We start from the raw sequence: 18,139 nt of genomic DNA, 5'->3' as shown, positions 1-18,139 counted from the left end.
GAACGGATCCCCCATGCGACGTCGCCTCGTCCCCGCCGCACTGCTCCTCCCCTTCGCCCTCCTGCTCACCGCCTGCGGTGGCAACTCGTCCGCCAGCACGGGGACCGGCACCGACGGCACGGGTTCGGTCACGCTCAACGTCGGTGACCAGAAGGGTGGTTCGGAGGCCATCCTGCGGGCCGCCGGTGAGCTCAAGAACCTCGACTACAAGATCAAGTGGTCCACGTTCACCTCCGGCCCGCCGCTCCTGGAGGCCGTCAACGCCAAGGCTGTCGACATCGGCGGCGTCGGCAACACCCCGCCGGTGTTCGCCGCGGGCGCGGGCTCGAAGATCAAGGTAGTGGCCGCCTGGCACGGCAACTCCGAGGGCGAGGCCATCCTCGTGCCGAAGGACTCCAAGCTGACGAGCCCCGAGCAGCTCAAGGGCAAGTCCATCGCCGTGGCGCAGGGTTCCTCCGCGCACTACCAGCTGATCGCCTCCCTCAAGGCGGCCGGGCTCACCCTGAGCGACGTCAAGGTCAAGTACCTCCAGCCGGCCGACGCGCTGGCCGCGTTCACCAGCGGCAAGGTGGACGCGTGGACGGTGTGGGACCCGTACACCTCGCAGGTCCTCGAAGCGAAGCAGGGCCGCATCCTGACGACCGGGCAGGGCCTGGTCAACGGCCTCAACTTCCAGGTGGCGGCACCCTCCGCTCTCAAAGACAGCAAGAAAGCCGCCGCCATCAAGGACTACCTGGAGCGGCTGCGGCGCGCCCAGGACTGGGTCTACGACCACCCCGACGCATGGGCCAAGGTGTGGGCGAAGGACACCGGGCTGCCGTACGCGGTGGCGCTGGCCTCGGTGCAGCGCACCAACGCCTCCCGGATCGCGGTCGCCGTGGACAAGCCGCTGATCGCCTCGGAGCAGGCGATCGCGGACCAGTTCACCGCGTTGAAGCTGATCCCCTCCAAGGTCGACTTCGCCCAGTTCGTCGACACCCGTTTCAACGGCGGCCTGCCGGTCTCGACGACCGCGCCGCGCGTCTACAAGGAGAAGTGACATGACGGTCCGTCTCCACTGGTTCCTGCCGACCGGCGGCGACGGCCGTACCCTCGTCGACCGGCACGCCTACGGACCCAACCGCGCGGGGTCGGTCCGCGGGGTGCGTCCGCCGGACCTCGAGTACCTGACCCAAATCGCCAAGGCGGCCGAGCAGTTGGGCTTCGAGGCGGTGCTCACGCCGACCGGCACCTGGTGCGAGGACGCCTGGCTGACCACCGTCGCGCTCGCGCAGCACACCGAGCGGCTGAAGTTCCTGGTGGCGTTCCGGCCGGGGGTGATCTCGCCGACGCTGGCCGCGCAGATGGCGGCGACCTATCAACGCCTCACGCACGGGCGGCTGTTGCTCAATGTCGTCACCGGCGGCGACTCCGCCGAGCAGCGACGCTTCGGCGACCATCTCGACCACGACCGGCGGTACGCGCGCACGGAGGAGTTCCTGTCGGTCGTACGAGGGGTGTGGCGAGGCGAGCCGTACGACTTCGACGGTGTCCACTACCAGGTCGAGGGCGGGCTCACCGCGCTGCCGCCCGATCCGGTGCCGCAGGTGTTCTTCGGTGGTTCGTCGGCGGCGGCCGGGCCGGTCGCCGCCCGGCATGCGGACGTGTATCTCACCTGGGGAGAACCGCCCGCGCAGGTCAAGGAAAAGATCGACTGGATTCGCGGGCTCGCCGAGCCGGAGGGGCGGGACGTGCGGTTCGGGGTGCGGCTGCACACGATCTCGCGCGACTCGTCGGCCGAGGCGTGGGCGACCGCGAACCGGCTGCTCGACGACCTCGACGCGGACACCATCGCGGCGGCCCAGACGGCGCTCGGGCGCAGCGAGTCGGTGGGCCAACAGCGGATGCTGGCGCTGCACGGCGGCTCGCGCGACGAGCTGGAGATCCATCCGAACCTGTGGGTGGGCGTCGGTCTCGTCCGGGGCGGCGCGGGCACCGCGCTCGTGGGCAGCCACGCCGAGGTCGCCGATCTGATCGAGGAGTACCACGCGTTGGGTGTCGAGCACTTCGTGCTGTCCGGGTATCCGCATCTGGAGGAGGCGTACTGGTTCGGGGAGGGCGTTATTCCCGAGCTGGCGGCGCGCGGTCTTGTCGAGGGGCCGGCGCGGGCGGGTGTGCCGTTCCTGGTGGGCAGCGGGCGCTGAGCGCGCGGGAAGATCCACGGCCCCGGGGCTGTTCGTAGAAGCGTGAACAACACCCGTGAGGTCGACGTGGTCGTCATAGGCGCCGGGCAGGCAGGACTGGCCGGCGCCTATCACCTGCGGCGCAGCGGTTTCGAGCCGGAGCGCGACTTCGTGGTGCTGGACCACGCGCCAGCGCCGGGCGGCGCCTGGCAGTTCCGGTGGCCGTCGCTGACGTACGGCAAGGTGCACGGGATGCACGCGCTGCCGGGCATGGAACTCACCGACGCCGACCCGTCCCGCCCGTCCGCCGAGGTCGTCGCCGAGTACTTCACTGCCTACGAGCGCGCCTTCGACCTGCGGGTACGGCGGCCGGTGGACGTGAGGGCGGTACGGGAGGGCGAGGGCGGACGGCTGCTCGTGGAGACGTCGGACGGCACGTGGTCGACGCGGGCGCTGATCAACGCGACCGGTACCTGGGACCGGCCGTTCTGGCCGCGCTATCCGGGCCAGGAGACCTTCCGGGGGCGGCAGTTGCACACCGCGCAGTACCCGGGGCCCGAGGAGTTCGCCGGGCTGCGGGTGGTCGTGGTGGGCGGGGGCGCGTCCGGTACGCAGCATCTGATGGAGCTGGCCCCGTACGCGGCGGCGACGACATGGGTGACCCGGCGTCCGCCGGTCTTCCGCGAGGGTCCGTTCACCGAGGACGTGGGGCGGGCGGCCGTCGCGCTGGTGGAGGAGCGGGTACGGCAGGGGCTGCCGCCCAGGAGCGTCGTCTCCGTCACCGGGCTGCCGCTGAACGACGCGATCCGGCAGGCCATCGCGGACGGGGTCCTGGACCGGCAGCCGATGTTCGACCGGATCACGCCGGACGGCGTGGACTGGGACGACGGCCGGCATGTGGACGCCGATGTCATCCTGTGGGCCACCGGGTTCCGGGCGGCGATCGACCACCTGGCACCGCTGAAACTGCGCGGCCCCGGCGGCGGCATCCGCCTCGACGGCACCCGGGTGGCCGCGGATCCGCGCATCCATCTCGTCGGCTACGGACCGTCAGCGAGCACCATCGGCGCCAACCGCGCGGGACGTGCGGCCGTACGGGACATCAGACGGCTGTTGGCCGGGGAACCGGTCGCGGTCTGAGGCCGCCCTCCGGAGGGGATGCTTCGTTTCGCCGGGACCTCAGGCGGCCGTCGGCCGGGAAGCCGGTCGCCGCCCGAGGTCGTCCGGGCCGGTCACTTCGCGGGCTGCGAACTACCGCTTTTCTGGGCCGCGTTGAACTCGGCCACGTTGCGCTGGTGTTCCTCGTAGGTGGCCGCGAAGCGGGTGTCGCCGGGCTTGACCGTGACGAAATAGAGCCAGTCGCCCGGGGGCGGGTTGATCGCGGCGCGCATCGCGTCCTCGCCCGGGTTGTCGATCGGGGTGGGCGGCAGGCCCATGCGCTGGTAGGAGTTGTAGGGGCTGTCGATCCGGGTGTCGTTCGCGGTCATCCTCAACGTGGTGCGGTTGAGGGCGTAGTTGATGGTCGAGTCCATCTGGAGCGGCATCCCGCGTTCGAGGCGGTTGAAGATGACCCGGGCCACCTTCCCCATGTCGGCCTTGGACACCGCTTCCGCCTGCACGATGCTCGCGATGGTGACCGCCTGGTAGACGTTCATCGCGTTGCGCTGGGCGCCGGCGGCGACCGGGGCACCGTTGAACTTCCGGCTCGCGGTGTTGACCATGAACGACAGCAGCGACTCCGGCGTGGCCTTCTCCTTCAGCGGATAGGTCGCCGGGAAGAGATAGCCCTCGGGGTTGCCCTCCGCGTCGCTCGGCAGCTTGAGGCCTGCCTTCGGGATGGACTTCTTGGTGGTGCCGGCCGGAAGCGCGAGGGCCTTGTCGACGGCGTCGTAGATCTGGCCCGAGCGCCAGCCCTCGGGGATCACCAGGGAGGTGGGGCGTGCGTCGCCTTCGTCCTCCAGGCCGAGCAGTGGCACCGCCACGGCGGTGCCGGCCACGACGGCCCCGGTCGCGATGAGGGCGACCCGGCCCCGGCGGGTCAGTCGAATCGTGCTCCGTGGCGGAGTGTTCATCTGCATGCGGGCACGGTAACCCGCATATCGTCACAATCCCGGCATATCTTCAGCTTGTCGGTTCCAGTTGGGCATCCCGGCGTACGAGGGCCGCGTACCGCCCGTCCAGTTCCAGCAGTTCTTCGTGCGTGCCCCGTTCCGCCACGTGCCCGGAGTCGAGGACCACGATCTGGTCGGCGCTGCGGATGGTGGACAGGCGGTGGGCGATGGTGAGCGTGGTGCGGTTGGCCGACAGGGCGTCGATGGCGTCCTGGACGGCGGCTTCGGTGCGGTTGTCGAGGGCGCTGGTCGCCTCGTCGAGGATGAGGACCGGCGGGTCGCGCAGGATCGTGCGCGCGATGGCCAGCCGCTGCTTCTCGCCGCCGGAGAACCGGTGGCCGCGCTCGCCGACGACCGTGTCGTACCCGTCCGGCAGGCCCGCTATGTGGTCGTGGATCTGCGCCGCGCGTGCCGCCGCGTGCAGCTCCTCGTCGGTGGCGTCCGGCTTCGCGAAGCGGAGGTTGTCTGCGACCGTGGCGTGGAAGAGGTACGTCTCCTGGGAGACGACGCCGACGGCACGCGCGAGCGTGTCGAAGTCCAGGTCGCGGACATCGACCCCGTCGAGGGTGACGCGGCCGCCCGTCACGTCGTAGAGCCGGGGCGCGAGATAGCCGAGGGTCGACTTCCCGGCGCCGGTCGGGCCGACGATCGCGAGGCTGTTGCCGGCCGGGACGGTGATGTCGATGCCGTCGAGGATCGCGCCGCTCTTGTCGTCGTAGTGGAACTCGACGTCCTCGAAGGCGACTTCGCCCTTGATGCTGTCCAGGTGGACCGGGTTCTCGCGCTCGGTGATGTCGATCGGGAGGTCGAGGTACTCGAAGATGCGCGCGAAGAGAGCCAGCGAGGTCTGGATCTGGACGCCGGTCGACAGCAGGCTGACGGCCGGGCGGAACAGGCCCTGCTGGAGCGAGACGAAGGCGACGATGGTGCCGATCGAGACGTCCGGGCCGCCCATCTGGAGGGCGATTCCGGCGGTCCAGTAGATGACGGCGGGCATCGCGGCCATGACGATCGAGATGACGGCCATGCGCCAGCGCCCGGCCATGTTCGACCGGACTTCGAGGTCGACCAGGCCCTCGGACTCCTCGGAGAAGGACTGGGTGAGCGAGTCGGAGCGGCCCATTGTGCGGCCGAGCAGGATGCCGCTGACGGACAGCGACTCGGTGACCGTGGCGGCCATCGCGGCCATCTGCTTCTGCCGCTGGGTGGCGATCTTCTTGCGTTCGTTGCCGACCCGGCGGCTGATCCACACGAAGACCGGGAGCAGCAGCAGCGAGACGACGGTGAGCCGCCAGTCCAGGGCGATCATCGCGATGATCGTGGCGACCACGCTGGTCAGGTTGGAGACCAGGGAGGTGGCCGTGGAGGTGACGGTGGCCTGCATGCCGCCGATGTCGTTGGCTATGCGGGACTGGACCTCGCCGGTGCGGGTCCGGGTGAAGAAGGCGAGCGACATGCGCTGCAGGCGGCCGTAGACCGCTGTGCGCAGGTCGTGCATGACGCGCTGGCCGACCGTGGTGGAGATCAGGGTCTGCAGCACGCCGAAGATGCTGGTCAGGACGGCGCTCAGGATCATGCCGAGCGCCAGCAGGCTCAGCAGTCCGGTGCGGCCCTGCGGGATGGCGACGTCCAGCGTCTCCTTCAGCAGGAACGGGGTCGCCACGGTGACCAGGGACGCGGCGCCGACCAGGAGGCCGACGACCGTGAGCCGGGCGCGGTAGGGCTTGAAGAGCTTGAGGATGCGGCGCACCTGCCGGGGTTGGTCGGTCGAGGTGCCGGGGGACGGTGTCCAGTTGATGTCGTCGCGGGGCATGGTCTCCTACGGAGGGTGAGGCGATCAGGACTGGTCAGGAGCTCGGATCTCGTGGAGCGATGAGATCTCGTGGAGCATAGCTCATTGTTACCTATACTCACAATGAACCAGGTCCTGATATTGTTCCCGCATGACCACCCCCGATTCCGACGGCCTCCTCGCGGAGCAGCTGCTGCGGCTCACCCGCCGGGTGCACCGCATCCAGAAGCGCCATCTGGAGCAGCGCGACCTCGGCATCACCCCGGCCCAGTCCCGGCTGCTGCGCACCCTCGCGCACTTCGGCTCGCCGCCCCGCATGGCCGACCTCGCCGAGCGCCTCGAGGTGGTACCGCGCGCCGTGACGACACTGGTCGACGGCCTGGAGGCAAGCGGCAAAGTACGGCGGGTGCCCGACCCGTCCAACCGGCGGGTCATCCGGATCGAGATCACGGACGACGGCCGCAAGGCGCTCAGCGAGCTGCGCAGCGCCCGGCGGGGCGCCGCGGACGAGATCCTCGCGCCGCTCACGAATGTGGAGCGCGAGGTGCTGCGGACCCTGCTGGACACGCTGGTGGACGGAGCGCCCGGCGCCCATGAGGAGCACGGGCGGACCTGCTGACCACCTGCGGTCGCCACGGCGTCACTCCGGCCAGTCCGAGTCCTTGATCCTCTCGACGAAGTCGCCGCGCACGAAGCCCGGTACGAAGTGGGCCAGTACGTCCGCCTTGATGTTGCCGAAGGTGGTCTCGGGGCGGTCCTTGATGCCCTCGGTGAAGGCGGCGAGGATCCCGTTCTTGAAGTCCGGGCGGGGATGCGCCGCCACGACGGCCGCGCGCTGCTCGTCGGGGACGGCGTCGTAGCCGATGCCCACGACGTCCAGTGACACACCCCGGTTGACCAGAGCGATCTCGGCCGCCATGTGCAGCGGGATCTCCTGGGTGGTGTGCAGGGCGATACTCGTCCAGACCCGGTCGGCCGGCTCACCGCTGATGCCGTGCGTGTGCAGGAACCGGCGGGCCTCGTCGGCGCCGTCGATCTCGAAGCGCTGGTCGGTGCGGCGGAACTTCTCGGTGAGCCCGAGGTCGTGGAACATCGCGGCCACATAGAGCAGTTCGGGGTCGTAGCGGATGCCCTGCTCCCGGCCGCGCAGGGCACCCCACAGGAACACCCGCCGGGAGTGGTCGAAGAGCAACGGCGACGCGGCCTCGCGCACCAGCTCGGTCGCCTCCCGCGCCAGAGCACTGTCCGGGACCGTCACGCCTGCGATCACTTCACTCATCGTTCTTCCCTCTCCTCGATGGCCTGTGCCTCCAGGATCTTCGGCGCAGTACCCTCGGACCATGTCCTCAGAGCCACGAAAACCACGGATTCGGACATGACGGCGGTCCCGGCCCCGCGGGTCGGCTTCATCGTCTTCGACGGTGTGACCATGCTCGACGTCAGCGGCCCGGCCGAGGTGCTGCACCAGTCGGGCAAACTCGGCCATCCCTACGAGCTGGTGCTGGTCTCTCCGCACGGCGGCCCGGTCACCACCGCCAACGGACTGGCCCTGACCGGCACGGTGACCGCGGCCGACGCCGGCCCGGTCGACACGGTGGTGGTCGCCGGGGGCGACCTGCTGGCCCAACACCCCGCCGAGGAAGGGTTGTTGAGTACGACCCGCGCCCTCACCGACCATGCGGCGCGGGTCACGTCCGTCTGCACGGGCGCCTTCGTCCTCGCCGAACTCGGCCTGCTCGACGGCCGTTCGGCCACGACCCACTGGCGGCAGGCCGCGACACTGGCCCGCCGCTACCCCCGGGTGCGCGTCGAACCGGACGCCATCCACGTCCGCGACGGCCGCTTCGTCACCTCGGCGGGCATCAGCGCCGGGATCGACCTGGCGCTCGCCCTCGTGGAGGACGACCACGGCGCGGCCGTGGCCCGGGACATCGCACGCGAGCTGGTCGTCTTCATGCAACGCCCGGGCGGACAGTCGCAGTTCTCCGCGGCGACCACCACCCCGCCACCGCGCACCGATCCCCTACGGTCGCTGATCGCCTCCGTGCTGGCCGACCCCGCCGCCGACCACAGCCTGCCCGCCATGGCGGCGACCGCGGCCGTCAGCACCCGGCACCTGACCCGGCTCTTCCGCACCGAACTCGGGACCACACCCGCCCGCTGGGTGGAACGGGTCCGTCTCGACCGCGCCCAGCACCTGCTCCTCGAAGGCCACAACGTCACCTCCGCGGCACACCACAGCGGGCTCGGCACCGACGAGACCCTCCGCCGCGCCTTCGCCCGCCATCTGGACACCACACCGACGCACTACCGCGGCCGCTTCGCGAGCACGCGCGGGCAGCCGTCAACGCCATGAGTCGCCGGCGGCACTTCACCTCTCCGTCGACGGCAGGCCGTTCAGCAACGCCGTGAGGATGCGGGTCAGTTGGGGCTCGATGTCGACCAGCGCGTGCGCCAACTCGGGATGGGTTTCGTAGAGCGTGCGGAGCCGGGTACCGGGAGCGGCCATCTGGAGGAGCGCCCCGGCCATGCTCGTGGCCGTGGCGATCACATCCACGGCGGCACGCTCGGTGATCGCGAGCAGTCGGCACAACTCGACCGCCACGGCGGCGACTTCACCGAGTACGACGGTCTTGAACGCGTACACGGACTCCAGCGACACATTGCGCTCCAGGTTCAACGGCGCCTGAGCGAGCAGGTCGCAGAAGAACGGTCGCGCGACGAGTGACTGCGCGATGACGGCCGCGATCGCGCCGCGATCCCTGTCGGCGACTTCGGTGACGTCGGTGACGTCGGTGAATTCACTCAGCCGTGCGCGGAGCGCTCCCGACCAGTCCTCCCAGCCCTCGGCGGTCAGCGCCAGGAAGATCTGCTCCCGCGTCTCGAAGTAACGCAGCATGGCGGACTTGTGCATGCCCACGGCCGCGGCGATGTCGGTGAGCGTGACCTCGCGCACGCTGCGGTCGGCGCCGAGCGCCCGGGCGGCATCGAGAATCGCCCGTTCGCGCTGCTGCTTGGCTGCGGCGCTGCGGGCTCGTTGCGGGCTGGGCGTGCTCATGACGCAGAGCATAGCGCAACCCGGTTGCACTAATAACGAAACGGTGTTTTGCTAGACCCATGACGCAGACATGGTTCATCACCGGTTCATCGCGCGGCTTCGGCCGCAACCTCACCGTCGCGGCCCTGGAGGACGGCGACCGGGTCGTCGCCACGGCACGCAAGCCGGAGCAGTTGGACGACCTGGTGAAGGAGTACGGCGACCGCGTACTGCCCGTCGCGCTCGACGTCACCGACCGGACAGCCGCAACAGCCGCCCTCCAAGCCGGAGTCGACCGTTTCGGCCGCATCGACGTGGTCGTGAACAACGCCGGATACGCCAACCTCTCCCCGGTCGAGACGACCCCCGAGGAGGACTTCCGCCGCCAGTTCGACACGAACTTCTGGGGGGTCTACAACGTCTCGACGGCAGCGCTCCCGATCCTCAAGGCACAGCGCGCGGGCACGGTCGTGCAGTTCTCGTCCGTCGGCGGCCGGGTAGGCGGCACGCCCGGACTCGGGTCGTACCAGGCGGCGAAGTTCGCGGTCGACGGCTTCACCCGCGTGCTCGCGGCCGAGACCGCGCCGTTCGGCATCAGGTACCTCGTCGTGGAACCGGGCGGCTTCGCGACGGACTGGTCCGGGTCGTCGATGCAGGTCCCGGAAGTGCCGCCGGAGTACGACGAGACCGTCGGCGCGCGGATCCGCCTCTTCGACAGTCCGGTGGTCACCGCGGGCGACCCGAAGCGCGCCGGGGAGATCCTGGTCCGGATCGTCAAGCAGCCGACCCTGCCCTCCCACCTCCTCCTGGGCGCCTTCGCCGTGGAGCTCGCGCAGAACTACTCACGCGACCAGATCGCACAGGCGGCGGCCTGGGAGCGGGTGAGCCGGTCGGCCGACTTCGACCAGCCCTACCCGGCGGACCTCGTCGACCACGCATAGAAGAACGGGCCGCGACCCCCCGCCACATGGGCGGATCAGGAGCCGCGACCCGTCACGACAGGGCTCAACTGGCCTCGGAGGCCGGTTCCTTGACGAGCTGCGGGGGGATCTCGGCGACCGCGTCCGCGTCCGCGTCCACACCGTCCCCTACGACATCGTCTTCTACGACCGTGATCTCGCCGTCGAGGACCTTCTTGGCCCGCTCGATGTCCAGTGCGCCCTCCCAGCGGGAGACCGCGAAGACGGCGACGCAGTTGCCGAGGAGGTTGGTGACGACGCGCATCGAGTCCATGATGCGGTCCACGCCGAGGAGCAGGGCGACCGCGCCGGCCGGGATCGCGCCCAGCGAGGAGGCCGTCGCGGACAGGGCGAGGAAGGCCGAACCGGGGATTCCGGCCATGCCCTTGCTGGTGAGCATGAGCACCAGGATCACGGTGATCTGCTGGCCGAGACTGAGGTCGACGCCGACGGCCTGGGCGATGAACAGGGTGCCGATGGACAGGTAGAGGGAGGCGCCGTCGAGGTTGAAGGAGTACCCGGTGGGCAGCACCAGGCCCACCGCGTCGTCCCGGGCACCGGCCTTGCGCAGCTTCTGCATCACGCGCGGCATGACGGACTCGGTGGAGGCGGTGCCGAGCGCGAGGAGCATCTCCTCGCGGATGTAGCGGAGGAACTTCCAGAGACTGAGCCCGGTGACCATGCGCAGGGCCACGGCGAGCAGCGCGACGAAGAGCGCGGCGGCGACGTAGCAGAGGATGATCAGCTTGGCGTAGGTCTTGATCACGCCGAGCCCGTACTGACCGACGAGGACGGCCATCGCGCCGAACACGGCGAGCGGGGCCAGCCGCATCACGAAGCCGACGATCGCGAAGATGATCTCCTGGGCCTGCTCGATCGCGGGCAGCACCTGCGGCACCTTCGTGTGGCCGAGGTGGAGCAGCGCGGCGCCCACCAGGCAGGCCAGGATGAGGACTTGGAGCAGGGAGTTCTCGGCGAAGGCGCCGATGAAGCTGGTGGGCAGCGCGTTGACGATGAACTCGGTCGTCGAGGGCAGCGCGGCACCGCCCGTCTTCGCGTCCACCGCCGAGGTGTTGAGGGTGGACGGGTCGACATGCATCCCGGAGCCGGGCTGGACGACGTTGGCGAGGACCAGGCCGATGATCAGCGCCGCGGTGGACGCGACCTCGAACCAGATCAGCGCCTTGAGGCCGATCCGCCCGAAGGCCTTGAGGTCACCGGCCTTGGCGATGCCCACGACGACCACACAGAACACGAGCGGCGAGATGATCGTCTTGATGAGCCGGGTGAATCCGTCGCCGAGGGGCTGGAAGTCCGTGGCCACGTCCGGCCACAGCTTTCCGACGAGGATTCCGAGGACGAGCGCGCAGGCGACCTGCGCGAAGAGAGAGGTACGCAATATGCGTGCGACGCGTCGCGGCAGGGACGGGACGGACGGCGGCACGGGCACTCCTTGGAGGGGGGACGGTCGTTCGCGGAAGTCGAGTGGGGTGACTTCTGCGATACGGAAAGCGGCTTCCAAGTGGACACTTTGGAGCCGTTGTTGATCCCCCGGAAAACCTCCGTGTGACAGCCGTGTAAATCACGAACCCGAGTGACGCGTCGCACGCATGCCGGCTCAGCAGCCGCTGCGGTCCTCGGTCAGCACCCCCTGCGCGGTCGCCAGCGAACGGTCGTAGCAGCCGCCCGACCCGTACAGCCGGTAGCGCTCGCTCGACGTCCCGACGGCATGTCGCTGATCACGCGGCACGCCGAGTGTGTACGTCGCGTCCCCGCTGTAGGTGTCGTCGAGCCGCGACCATCCGGTCCGCCGTCCGTCCCGCGTGTCGACGACCGCCGCCCGGTCGCCGAGCGTGAGAACGGTACGCAGCCGGTCGTCCGTCCCGATCGTCGTCGCGCCGTTCATCGTGTACGTCCGATGGGTGGCCGTCGTCCGGGCCGGTCCCCGTCCGTCGACGGTCACGGACTCGTCGTCCGTCCAGGTCGCGTCGAGCCCGTCCATGTTCTCGCCGTCGATCCAGCGGTGCACGGAGGTGTTCGTGAGCTTCCGGTCGACAGTGGTCGCCACCCGTCCGTGCGAGGTGTCGACGTAACCGGCGACGGTCAGCCGATGGCCCGCGTCGGTGTCCACGCGTTCCTCCGAACCGGGCGTGTACGTCGAGGAGTTGGCGAGCTCGCCGGCCCGGTCGAGGGTGAGGTTTCCGGTGACGTGGGCGCGGTGCGCGTCCTGCCAGACGAGCACGTTCACCGGCGCGCTCCAACCGCTCTGCCCCTCGGGCACGTCCACGACGGAGACGTCGACATGGTGCGGCCGGCCGTCGTTGAGCAGCCCGGCGAAGGGTGTGAGGTCGTATTCGATCGGCTTCACGTCGAAGGCACGCGGGCCCGGAATGACGTACCAGAGGAAGGGGTCGGACCAGCCGCCGGTCCACACGTTCGGGAACGGCGCGGCGATGCCAGCGAGTTGGCCGTCGACCTTGATCTGCACCTCGCGGTAGGGGCCCTTGTCGGCCTGGCAGGAGTACGGCGCCGAGTCGGGCACCGCGAGATACCAGAACTCCTCACAGCCGCCGCCGGATCCGGTGGCGTAGACCTCGGCGATGATGCGTTCGCTGTTGCGCGGGGTGGTGACGGTCGAGTCGGTGCCGAGGGTGAGGACACGGTCGGGGGTCTGCGCCGGCGCGGGTCTGCCCTCGTAGAACGTCAGCGTGGCCTTGACTCCGATGACTCCGGTGTAGGTGTCGTCGACGACGTTGCCGATGAGCATCTCGACGTTCTGCGTGCCGCGGAAGGTGGCGCTGTAGCGGGTGACGTCCTTCTCGACGGACCACGCGATGCCGTCGGGCGACGGTTCAGGTGTCGAGGTGCGCAGGATCTCGACCCCGCCGACATGCAGATAGCCGAGCCGGTCGTACTGGCGCCCCTTGACCGTGCCGTCGAGACGGAGCACGACCTTGCTCCAGTGGGCACCGCAGCCCTTGGGCGGTGTGTAGGTCCCCTGGTACGGGGTGAAGTCGCGGAACTCGGTGTCGGCGAGGGTGACTTGGCAGGACTTCGTGGCGGGCTTGGCGATGGGCGGGGCCGCGGTGAGGGGATCGTGCCAGTCGGTGCCGAACTCTGCGGGGACATCGGCCGATTGGGCCTTGGCTTCGGTCGCCTGCGCGGGGCTCACACCTAGCAGGGTGCTCGCCAGGAGGGTCGCCCCGGCGAGCATGGACATGACTATCCGGTTTCTCATGGGGCGTGTTCTACCCCTTGAGGTCCGCCCTGTCCCCCATCAGCACCACGGGATGCCGCTCGGGGTCGAGCGTGCGCAGCAGGTACTCCATCGCCTCCTTGGGCAGGCTGACGCAGGCCGACGTACCGCTGCCGTGGTCCAGATGCAGCCAGATCCCGCCGCCCTTGTCCTCGCCCTCCGGCTGCTCCGCGTCGTCGGGCGGGGTGCCGGGGACGCGGTTGTAGTCGATGGCGATGACGTAGTCGAAGTCGTGCCAGTGCGACTCGTCCCAGTCGCGCGGTGCCTCGTAGGACTCGTCCTGGCTGTACGGGAGTGCCGTGCCCGGGTCGTCGAGCACACCGCCCGCGGCGGTCAGCGTGAACACGCCGACAGGGCTGCGCTGATCGTCGAGATGGTGGTCGAGGGTCCAGCCCTTCTTGCCGTTGTGCGCGGGCCAGCTGTGGGTCCGGTCCCAGGTGGAGCCGTGCTTCGTGAACAGCACGGCGGTGGAGTACGGGGAGTCCCTGCCGTCTCCGTAGACCGCGAGGACCTGGCGGGTGTCGGCGGGGAGGTCCCGGTGGAGCCGGTCACCGACGTCCGGGATGCGGGTCGGGGCGGCGACTGCTTTTCGCGGGTGGGCCGCCCGGGGCCCCGGTCTCCCCTCCCGGCCGCCGGCGTGTTTTGTGTCCGTGTTTCCGCACGCGGACAGGGTCGTCATCGTCAGGAGGGAACCGAGAGCCGCCATCGCGACCATCGCACGTCGTGTGCCGCCACTCTGCATCGGCCCATGGTCACATCGCGTTCGGTGACATTGCGTGAGGTCACGGACATCTCGTCACGGATGGGTGAACGCCGGTTCCGGCCCCCGGCGGGGAAAACCGCTTGCTTCCGACCACGCTGCGAGGCGAACCTTTCACGGTTTGCTGCCGCACTCCGCGGTTCCTTCCGCCGCCCCGACCAGAGCCACTGGGACGTCATGCAGATTCAAGACCTTCCGTATCCCGACCCGGGTGTGCCGGACGCCCGCTCGGGGCCCCGCTTCCTGTGGTGGCTCGGCCGGAACCAGCTCGGCGGACAGTTCAAGTCGCTCGCCTGGGGACTGCTGCACTTCGTGTCCGTCTGCGCGCTGCCGTTCTGCGTGGGACTCGCCGTCCAGGCCGTGGTCGACCGCTCCGGCAGCCGGCTCGCCCTGACCGGTGGGCTGATGGCGCTGTGCGGTGCGGGTATCGCCGTGGGCGACACCTTCCTGCACCGGGCCGCCGTCACCAACTGGATCACGGCCGCCGCCCGCGTCCAGCAACTGCTGGCCCGCCAGGCCGCCCATCTCGGCTCGGCGCTGACCCGGCGGGTCGCGGCCGGTGAGGTCGTGGCCGTGTCCACGGGGGACGTCGAGAAGATCGGCTGGTTCGTCGAGGCGCTGTCCCGCTTCCTGGCTGCCGCGCTGACGGTCGTCATCGTGTGCGTCGGCCTGTTCGTGTACCAACCGGCCCTCGGTGTCGTCGTCGCCGTGGGCATGCCCGTGCTGGCGGTCTCCGTGCTGCCGCTGCTGCCCCGCGCCACCCGGCGCGCGGACGTGCAGCGCGAGAAGGCGGGACGCGCCACCGAGCTGGCCTCCGACACCGTCGCCGGACTGCGGGTGCTGCGCGGCATCGGCGGTGAGGAACTGTTCCTCGACCGCTACCGCCGTGCCTCCCAGGAGGTGCGCCAGGCTGCGGTGCGCAGTGCCCGGATGTGGTCGCTGATCTCGGCGATCCAGGTGCTGCTGCCGGGTCTGCTGCTGATCGTCGTCGTCTGGCACGGTGTGCATCTGGCCCGCGAGGGCCGGATCACGGTGGGTGACCTGGTCACCGTCTACAGCGCGGTGATGGTCATGTCCTACCCGCTGCGGCACTTCGAGGAGATCGCCATGGCGTACTCCTTCTCCCGTCCCTCGGCCAGACGCGCCGCGCGCGTGCTGTCCCTGGAGCGGGTCACCGACACCGTTGGATCGCGCGCTGCCGAGGTGCCGGCCGGGGATCTGTACGATCCGGCCACCGGTCTGCTCGTGCCGTCCGGCCGCTTCACCGCCGTGGTGTGCGGCGATCCCGACGCTGCCGGGCGGCTGGCGGAACGCCTCGGCGGACACCCCGCCGAGGCCGGCACCTCCGTGCTCCTGGACGGCGTGGCGCTCGACGAACTCCCGCTCGCCTCGGCACGCACCGCCGTCCTCGTCCAGGACAAGGACCCGGTGCTGCTGTCCGGTTCCCTGCGCGAACTGCTCGATGTGCCCTCCTCGGGTGCGGTCGGCGCGGAGGAGGCCCTGGCCGCCGCGCAGTGCGGTGACGTGCTGGTGGCGCTGGCGCAGGGCTCGCTCGACACCGACGATCCGATGGACGCCCGCATCACCGAACGCGGGCGCTCCCTCTCCGGCGGCCAGCGCCAGCGGCTCGCCCTGGCCCGGTCGCTGATCACCGATCCCGAGGTACTCGTCCTGGACGAGCCGACCTCCGCCGTCGACTCCCACACCGAGGCCCGGATCGCGGACGGCGTAAGGAAGTTGAGGACCGGCCGGACCACGGCGGTGTTCACCTCCTCACCCCTGCTCCTGGACCACGCGGACCGGGTGGTCCTCGTGCACGAGGACCAGGTCGTCGCGGTCGGCACCCATCGCGACCTGCTCCGGAGCGAGCCGCGGTACCGGGCCGTGGTGACCCGTGAGACGGAGGAGGAGACGGCCCTGCACAACGCCGTCAACGACGAGTCCGCGCTGCGGAGCACCCTGGACGACCACGATGTCGCGCTGCGCGGCGCACTGGAAGAAATCGAGGAGACCGCATGATCGGCGTGGCGCCCCCGGCGTACGACCCGGCGGCCCCGACCACGGCCAACACCCTGCCGGTCGGCGCCCCCGCGACCGTACGCGCCTACGTGTCCGAACTGTTCCGCCGTCATCGCCGGGCCTTCCTCCTCCTGGTCACCGTGAACACGGTCGCCGTGGTCGCGTCGATGGTGGGCCCCTATCTCCTCGGCGACCTGGTCGAGCGGGTGTCGGAGGGAGCACGCGAACTTCATCTCGGCCTGACCATCGGGCTGTTCGGGATCGCGCTCGCCGTGCAGGCCGTGTTCATCCGGCAGGTGCGGCTGCGTGGCGCGATGCTCGGCGAACGGATGCTGGCCGATCTGCGCGAGGACTTCCTCGTACGGTCGGTCGGGCTGCCTCCGGGTGTCCTGGAACGGGCGGGCACCGGTGACCTCCTGTCCCGCATCACCACCGACATCGACCGGCTCGCCAACGCGATGCGCGAGGCCGTACCGCAGCTGGCGATCGGCGTGGTGTGGGCGCTGCTGCTGCTCGGCGGCCTTGTGGTGACCGTGCCGGCGCTGGCGCCCGCCGTGCTGATCGCGGTGCCGCTGCTGGTGGTCGGCTGTCGCTGGTACTACAAGCGCGCACCCGCCGGCTACCGCTCCGAGGCCGCCGGGTACGCCGCCGTGGCCGCGGCCCTCGCCGAGACCGTGGACGCGGGACGCACCGTCGAGGCACACCGCCTCGGCGAGCGGCGCATCGCCCTCTCGGAGCGCCGCGTCAAGGAGTGGACCGCTTGGGAGAACTACACGCTCTGGCTGCGGTCGGTGCTCTTCCCGGTCATCAACATCACCCATGTCACGGTGCTCTGCTCGGTCCTGATGCTCGGCGGGGTGTTCGTCCTGAACGGCTGGATCGGGGTGGGCGAGTTGACGACGGGCGCCCTGCTCGCGCAGATGCTCGTCGACCCGGTGAACCTGATCCTGCGCTGGTACGACGAGCTCCAGGTCGCCCAGGTCTCGCTGGCCCGGCTGGTCGGCGTCCGGGACATCGAGCCCGATGCCGGGGACGCCGGGCTGTCCCCCGAGGGCCGGAACGTGCACGCGGACCGGGTGCACTTCGGCTACCTCGAGGGCGTCGACGTGCTGCGCAAGGTGTCCCTGGAGGTCGCGCCCGGCACCCGGCTGGCCCTGGTCGGCCCGTCGGGCGCGGGCAAGTCCACCCTGGGCAGGCTGCTCGCCGGGATCTACGCGCCCCGGGACGGCCGGATCACCCTCGGCGGCGCCGAACTCTCCCGGATGACCGCCGAACACGTCCGCTCCCATGTGGCACTCGTCAACCAGGAGCACCACGTCTTCGTGGGCTCCCTGCGCGACAACCTCCTGCTCGCCCGGACCGACGCGGCGGACGCGGAGCTGTGGGCGGCGCTGGGCGCGGTCGACGCGGACGGATGGGCGCGGGCGCTGGACGAGGGCCTCGACACCGAGGTCGGCTCGGGCGGGCTGGCGCTCACCCCGGCCCAGGCCCAGCAGATCGCGCTGGCCCGGCTGGTGCTGGCCGATCCGCACACGCTGGTCCTGGACGAGGCGACCTCGCTCCTCGACCCGCGTGCGGCCCGCCATCTGGAACGGTCCCTGGCCCGCGTCCTCGACGGCCGCACGGTCGTCGCGATCGCCCACCGGCTGCACACGGCCCACGACGCGGACGTCATCGCCGTGGTCGAGAACGGACGCATCAGCGAACTGGGCAGCCACGATCAGCTGGTGGCGGCGGAGGGCGCGTACGCGGCGCTCTGGCGGTCCTGGCACGGGTAGCTCCGCCGGTGGGGCGGTGACTGGCCCGGAGGCCGGTGGCTTGACCGCGGGCCGGCGGGGGCTGGTCGCGCCCACGCGGCGGAGCCGTACCCGGCGCAGCCCCGCGCCCCCTACGGGGCACGCGCCCGGCGGGCCGTCGCCCCCGGTCCGGGCCCGTGCCGTTGCGCGCGGGGGAAAAGGGGTGGAAGGCTGGGGAGCGGCACCGGTTCGGGGAGTGCCCGGGAACCATGTGGTTCGTGCCGGGCTCCGCCTGTGCCCCGCACAG

Annotated in this window: 15 protein-coding genes; 8 read left to right on the top strand and 7 right to left on the bottom strand. The window is 70.5% G+C overall.

Going from position 1 to position 18,139, the window contains the following annotated elements:
• Window positions 1–13: 13 nt before the first annotated feature.
• Genes ACFXC1_RS46985 through ACFXC1_RS46975 form a run of 3 tightly spaced genes read left to right on the top strand, consistent with a single transcriptional unit; the run spans window position 14 to window position 3,302 of the window.
• Window positions 14–1,039, top strand: a complete 1,026-nt coding sequence (locus ACFXC1_RS46985; protein ID WP_381255354.1) for an ABC transporter substrate-binding protein — start codon at window positions 14–16, stop codon at window positions 1,037–1,039.
• A 1-nt stretch (window position 1,040) separates the two neighbouring features.
• Complete coding sequence (locus ACFXC1_RS46980) at window positions 1,041–2,183, top strand: LLM class flavin-dependent oxidoreductase (protein ID WP_381255352.1); 1,143 nt, start codon at window positions 1,041–1,043, stop codon at window positions 2,181–2,183.
• A gap of 42 nt (window positions 2,184–2,225) precedes the next feature.
• Window positions 2,226–3,302 carry an NAD(P)-binding domain-containing protein gene (locus ACFXC1_RS46975; RefSeq protein ID WP_381255349.1) on the top strand — a complete coding sequence of 359 codons (1,077 nt, stop codon included), beginning with the start codon at window positions 2,226–2,228 and terminating at the stop codon, window positions 3,300–3,302.
• Between the two features lie 92 nt (window positions 3,303–3,394).
• On the opposite strand, the gene mltG is transcribed toward ACFXC1_RS46975, so the two are convergent.
• Both mltG and ACFXC1_RS46965 read right to left on the bottom strand, forming a co-directional pair.
• Window positions 3,395–4,240: an endolytic transglycosylase MltG gene (mltG, locus tag ACFXC1_RS46970; RefSeq protein ID WP_381255346.1), complete on the bottom strand. Its 846-nt coding sequence runs from the start codon at window positions 4,238–4,240 to the stop codon at window positions 3,395–3,397.
• Between the two features lie 43 nt (window positions 4,241–4,283).
• Complete coding sequence (locus ACFXC1_RS46965) at window positions 4,284–6,086, bottom strand: ABC transporter ATP-binding protein (RefSeq protein ID WP_381255342.1); 1,803 nt, start codon at window positions 6,084–6,086, stop codon at window positions 4,284–4,286.
• Between the two features lie 130 nt (window positions 6,087–6,216).
• On the opposite strand from ACFXC1_RS46965, the gene ACFXC1_RS46960 reads away from it, so the two are divergent.
• A complete protein-coding gene (locus tag ACFXC1_RS46960) occupies window positions 6,217–6,684 on the top strand; it encodes a MarR family winged helix-turn-helix transcriptional regulator (protein ID WP_381255339.1) in 468 nt (155 codons plus the stop codon).
• Window positions 6,685–6,705: 21 nt separating this feature from the next.
• Here the strand turns inward: ACFXC1_RS46960 and ACFXC1_RS46955 are convergent, their stop codons facing one another.
• Window positions 6,706–7,344 (bottom strand): HD domain-containing protein, encoded by a 639-nt coding sequence (locus ACFXC1_RS46955; protein ID WP_381255336.1) that lies wholly within the window; start codon window positions 7,342–7,344, stop codon window positions 6,706–6,708.
• Window positions 7,345–7,440: 96 nt separating this feature from the next.
• Here ACFXC1_RS46955 and ACFXC1_RS46950 point away from each other — a divergent pair, with 96 nt between their 5' ends.
• Entirely contained in the window at window positions 7,441–8,421 is a 981-nt protein-coding gene (locus ACFXC1_RS46950) for a GlxA family transcriptional regulator (protein ID WP_381255334.1), read from the top strand.
• Between the two features lie 15 nt (window positions 8,422–8,436).
• Here the strand turns inward: ACFXC1_RS46950 and ACFXC1_RS46945 are convergent, their stop codons facing one another.
• Window positions 8,437–9,123 carry a TetR/AcrR family transcriptional regulator gene (locus tag ACFXC1_RS46945; protein WP_381255332.1) on the bottom strand — a complete coding sequence of 229 codons (687 nt, stop codon included), beginning with the start codon at window positions 9,121–9,123 and terminating at the stop codon, window positions 8,437–8,439.
• A gap of 59 nt (window positions 9,124–9,182) precedes the next feature.
• Between ACFXC1_RS46945 and ACFXC1_RS46940 the strand changes: the two genes are divergently transcribed.
• The gene (locus ACFXC1_RS46940; RefSeq protein ID WP_381255330.1) at window positions 9,183–10,043 is read left to right on the top strand and encodes an SDR family NAD(P)-dependent oxidoreductase; all 861 of its coding nucleotides are present in this window, start codon (window positions 9,183–9,185) and stop codon (window positions 10,041–10,043) included.
• Between the two features lie 64 nt (window positions 10,044–10,107).
• Here the strand turns inward: ACFXC1_RS46940 and ACFXC1_RS46935 are convergent, their stop codons facing one another.
• The 3 genes from ACFXC1_RS46935 to ACFXC1_RS46925 all read right to left on the bottom strand — a co-directional run bounded on the left by ACFXC1_RS46935 (window position 10,108) and on the right by ACFXC1_RS46925 (window position 14,059).
• Window positions 10,108–11,505, bottom strand: coding sequence for a cation:dicarboxylate symporter family transporter (locus tag ACFXC1_RS46935; protein ID WP_381255327.1), 1,398 nt, complete (start codon window positions 11,503–11,505; stop codon window positions 10,108–10,110).
• 174 nt (window positions 11,506–11,679) lie between these two features.
• Window positions 11,680–13,299 (bottom strand): peptide-N4-asparagine amidase, encoded by a 1,620-nt coding sequence (locus ACFXC1_RS46930; protein ID WP_381255324.1) that lies wholly within the window; start codon window positions 13,297–13,299, stop codon window positions 11,680–11,682.
• Between the two features lie 10 nt (window positions 13,300–13,309).
• Window positions 13,310–14,059, bottom strand: coding sequence for a L,D-transpeptidase family protein (locus tag ACFXC1_RS46925; RefSeq protein WP_381255321.1), 750 nt, complete (start codon window positions 14,057–14,059; stop codon window positions 13,310–13,312).
• Between the two features lie 195 nt (window positions 14,060–14,254).
• Here ACFXC1_RS46925 and ACFXC1_RS46920 point away from each other — a divergent pair, with 195 nt between their 5' ends.
• Window positions 14,255–16,096, top strand: a complete 1,842-nt coding sequence (locus ACFXC1_RS46920) for an ABC transporter ATP-binding protein (protein WP_381255319.1) — start codon at window positions 14,255–14,257, stop codon at window positions 16,094–16,096.
• A complete protein-coding gene (locus ACFXC1_RS46915) occupies window positions 16,093–17,874 on the top strand; it encodes an ABC transporter ATP-binding protein (RefSeq protein ID WP_381255316.1) in 1,782 nt (593 codons plus the stop codon). Before ACFXC1_RS46920 ends, ACFXC1_RS46915 begins: the two co-directional genes overlap by 4 nt.
• Window positions 17,875–18,139 lie beyond the last annotated feature (265 nt).

The organism is Streptomyces hokutonensis, assembly GCF_042751305.1.
In the GTDB taxonomy this organism is placed as follows: domain Bacteria; phylum Actinomycetota; class Actinomycetes; order Streptomycetales; family Streptomycetaceae; genus Streptomyces; species Streptomyces hokutonensis_A.
The sequence above is the reverse complement of the archived record's forward strand: the minus strand, read 5'-3'. Positions and strand labels throughout refer to the sequence as shown.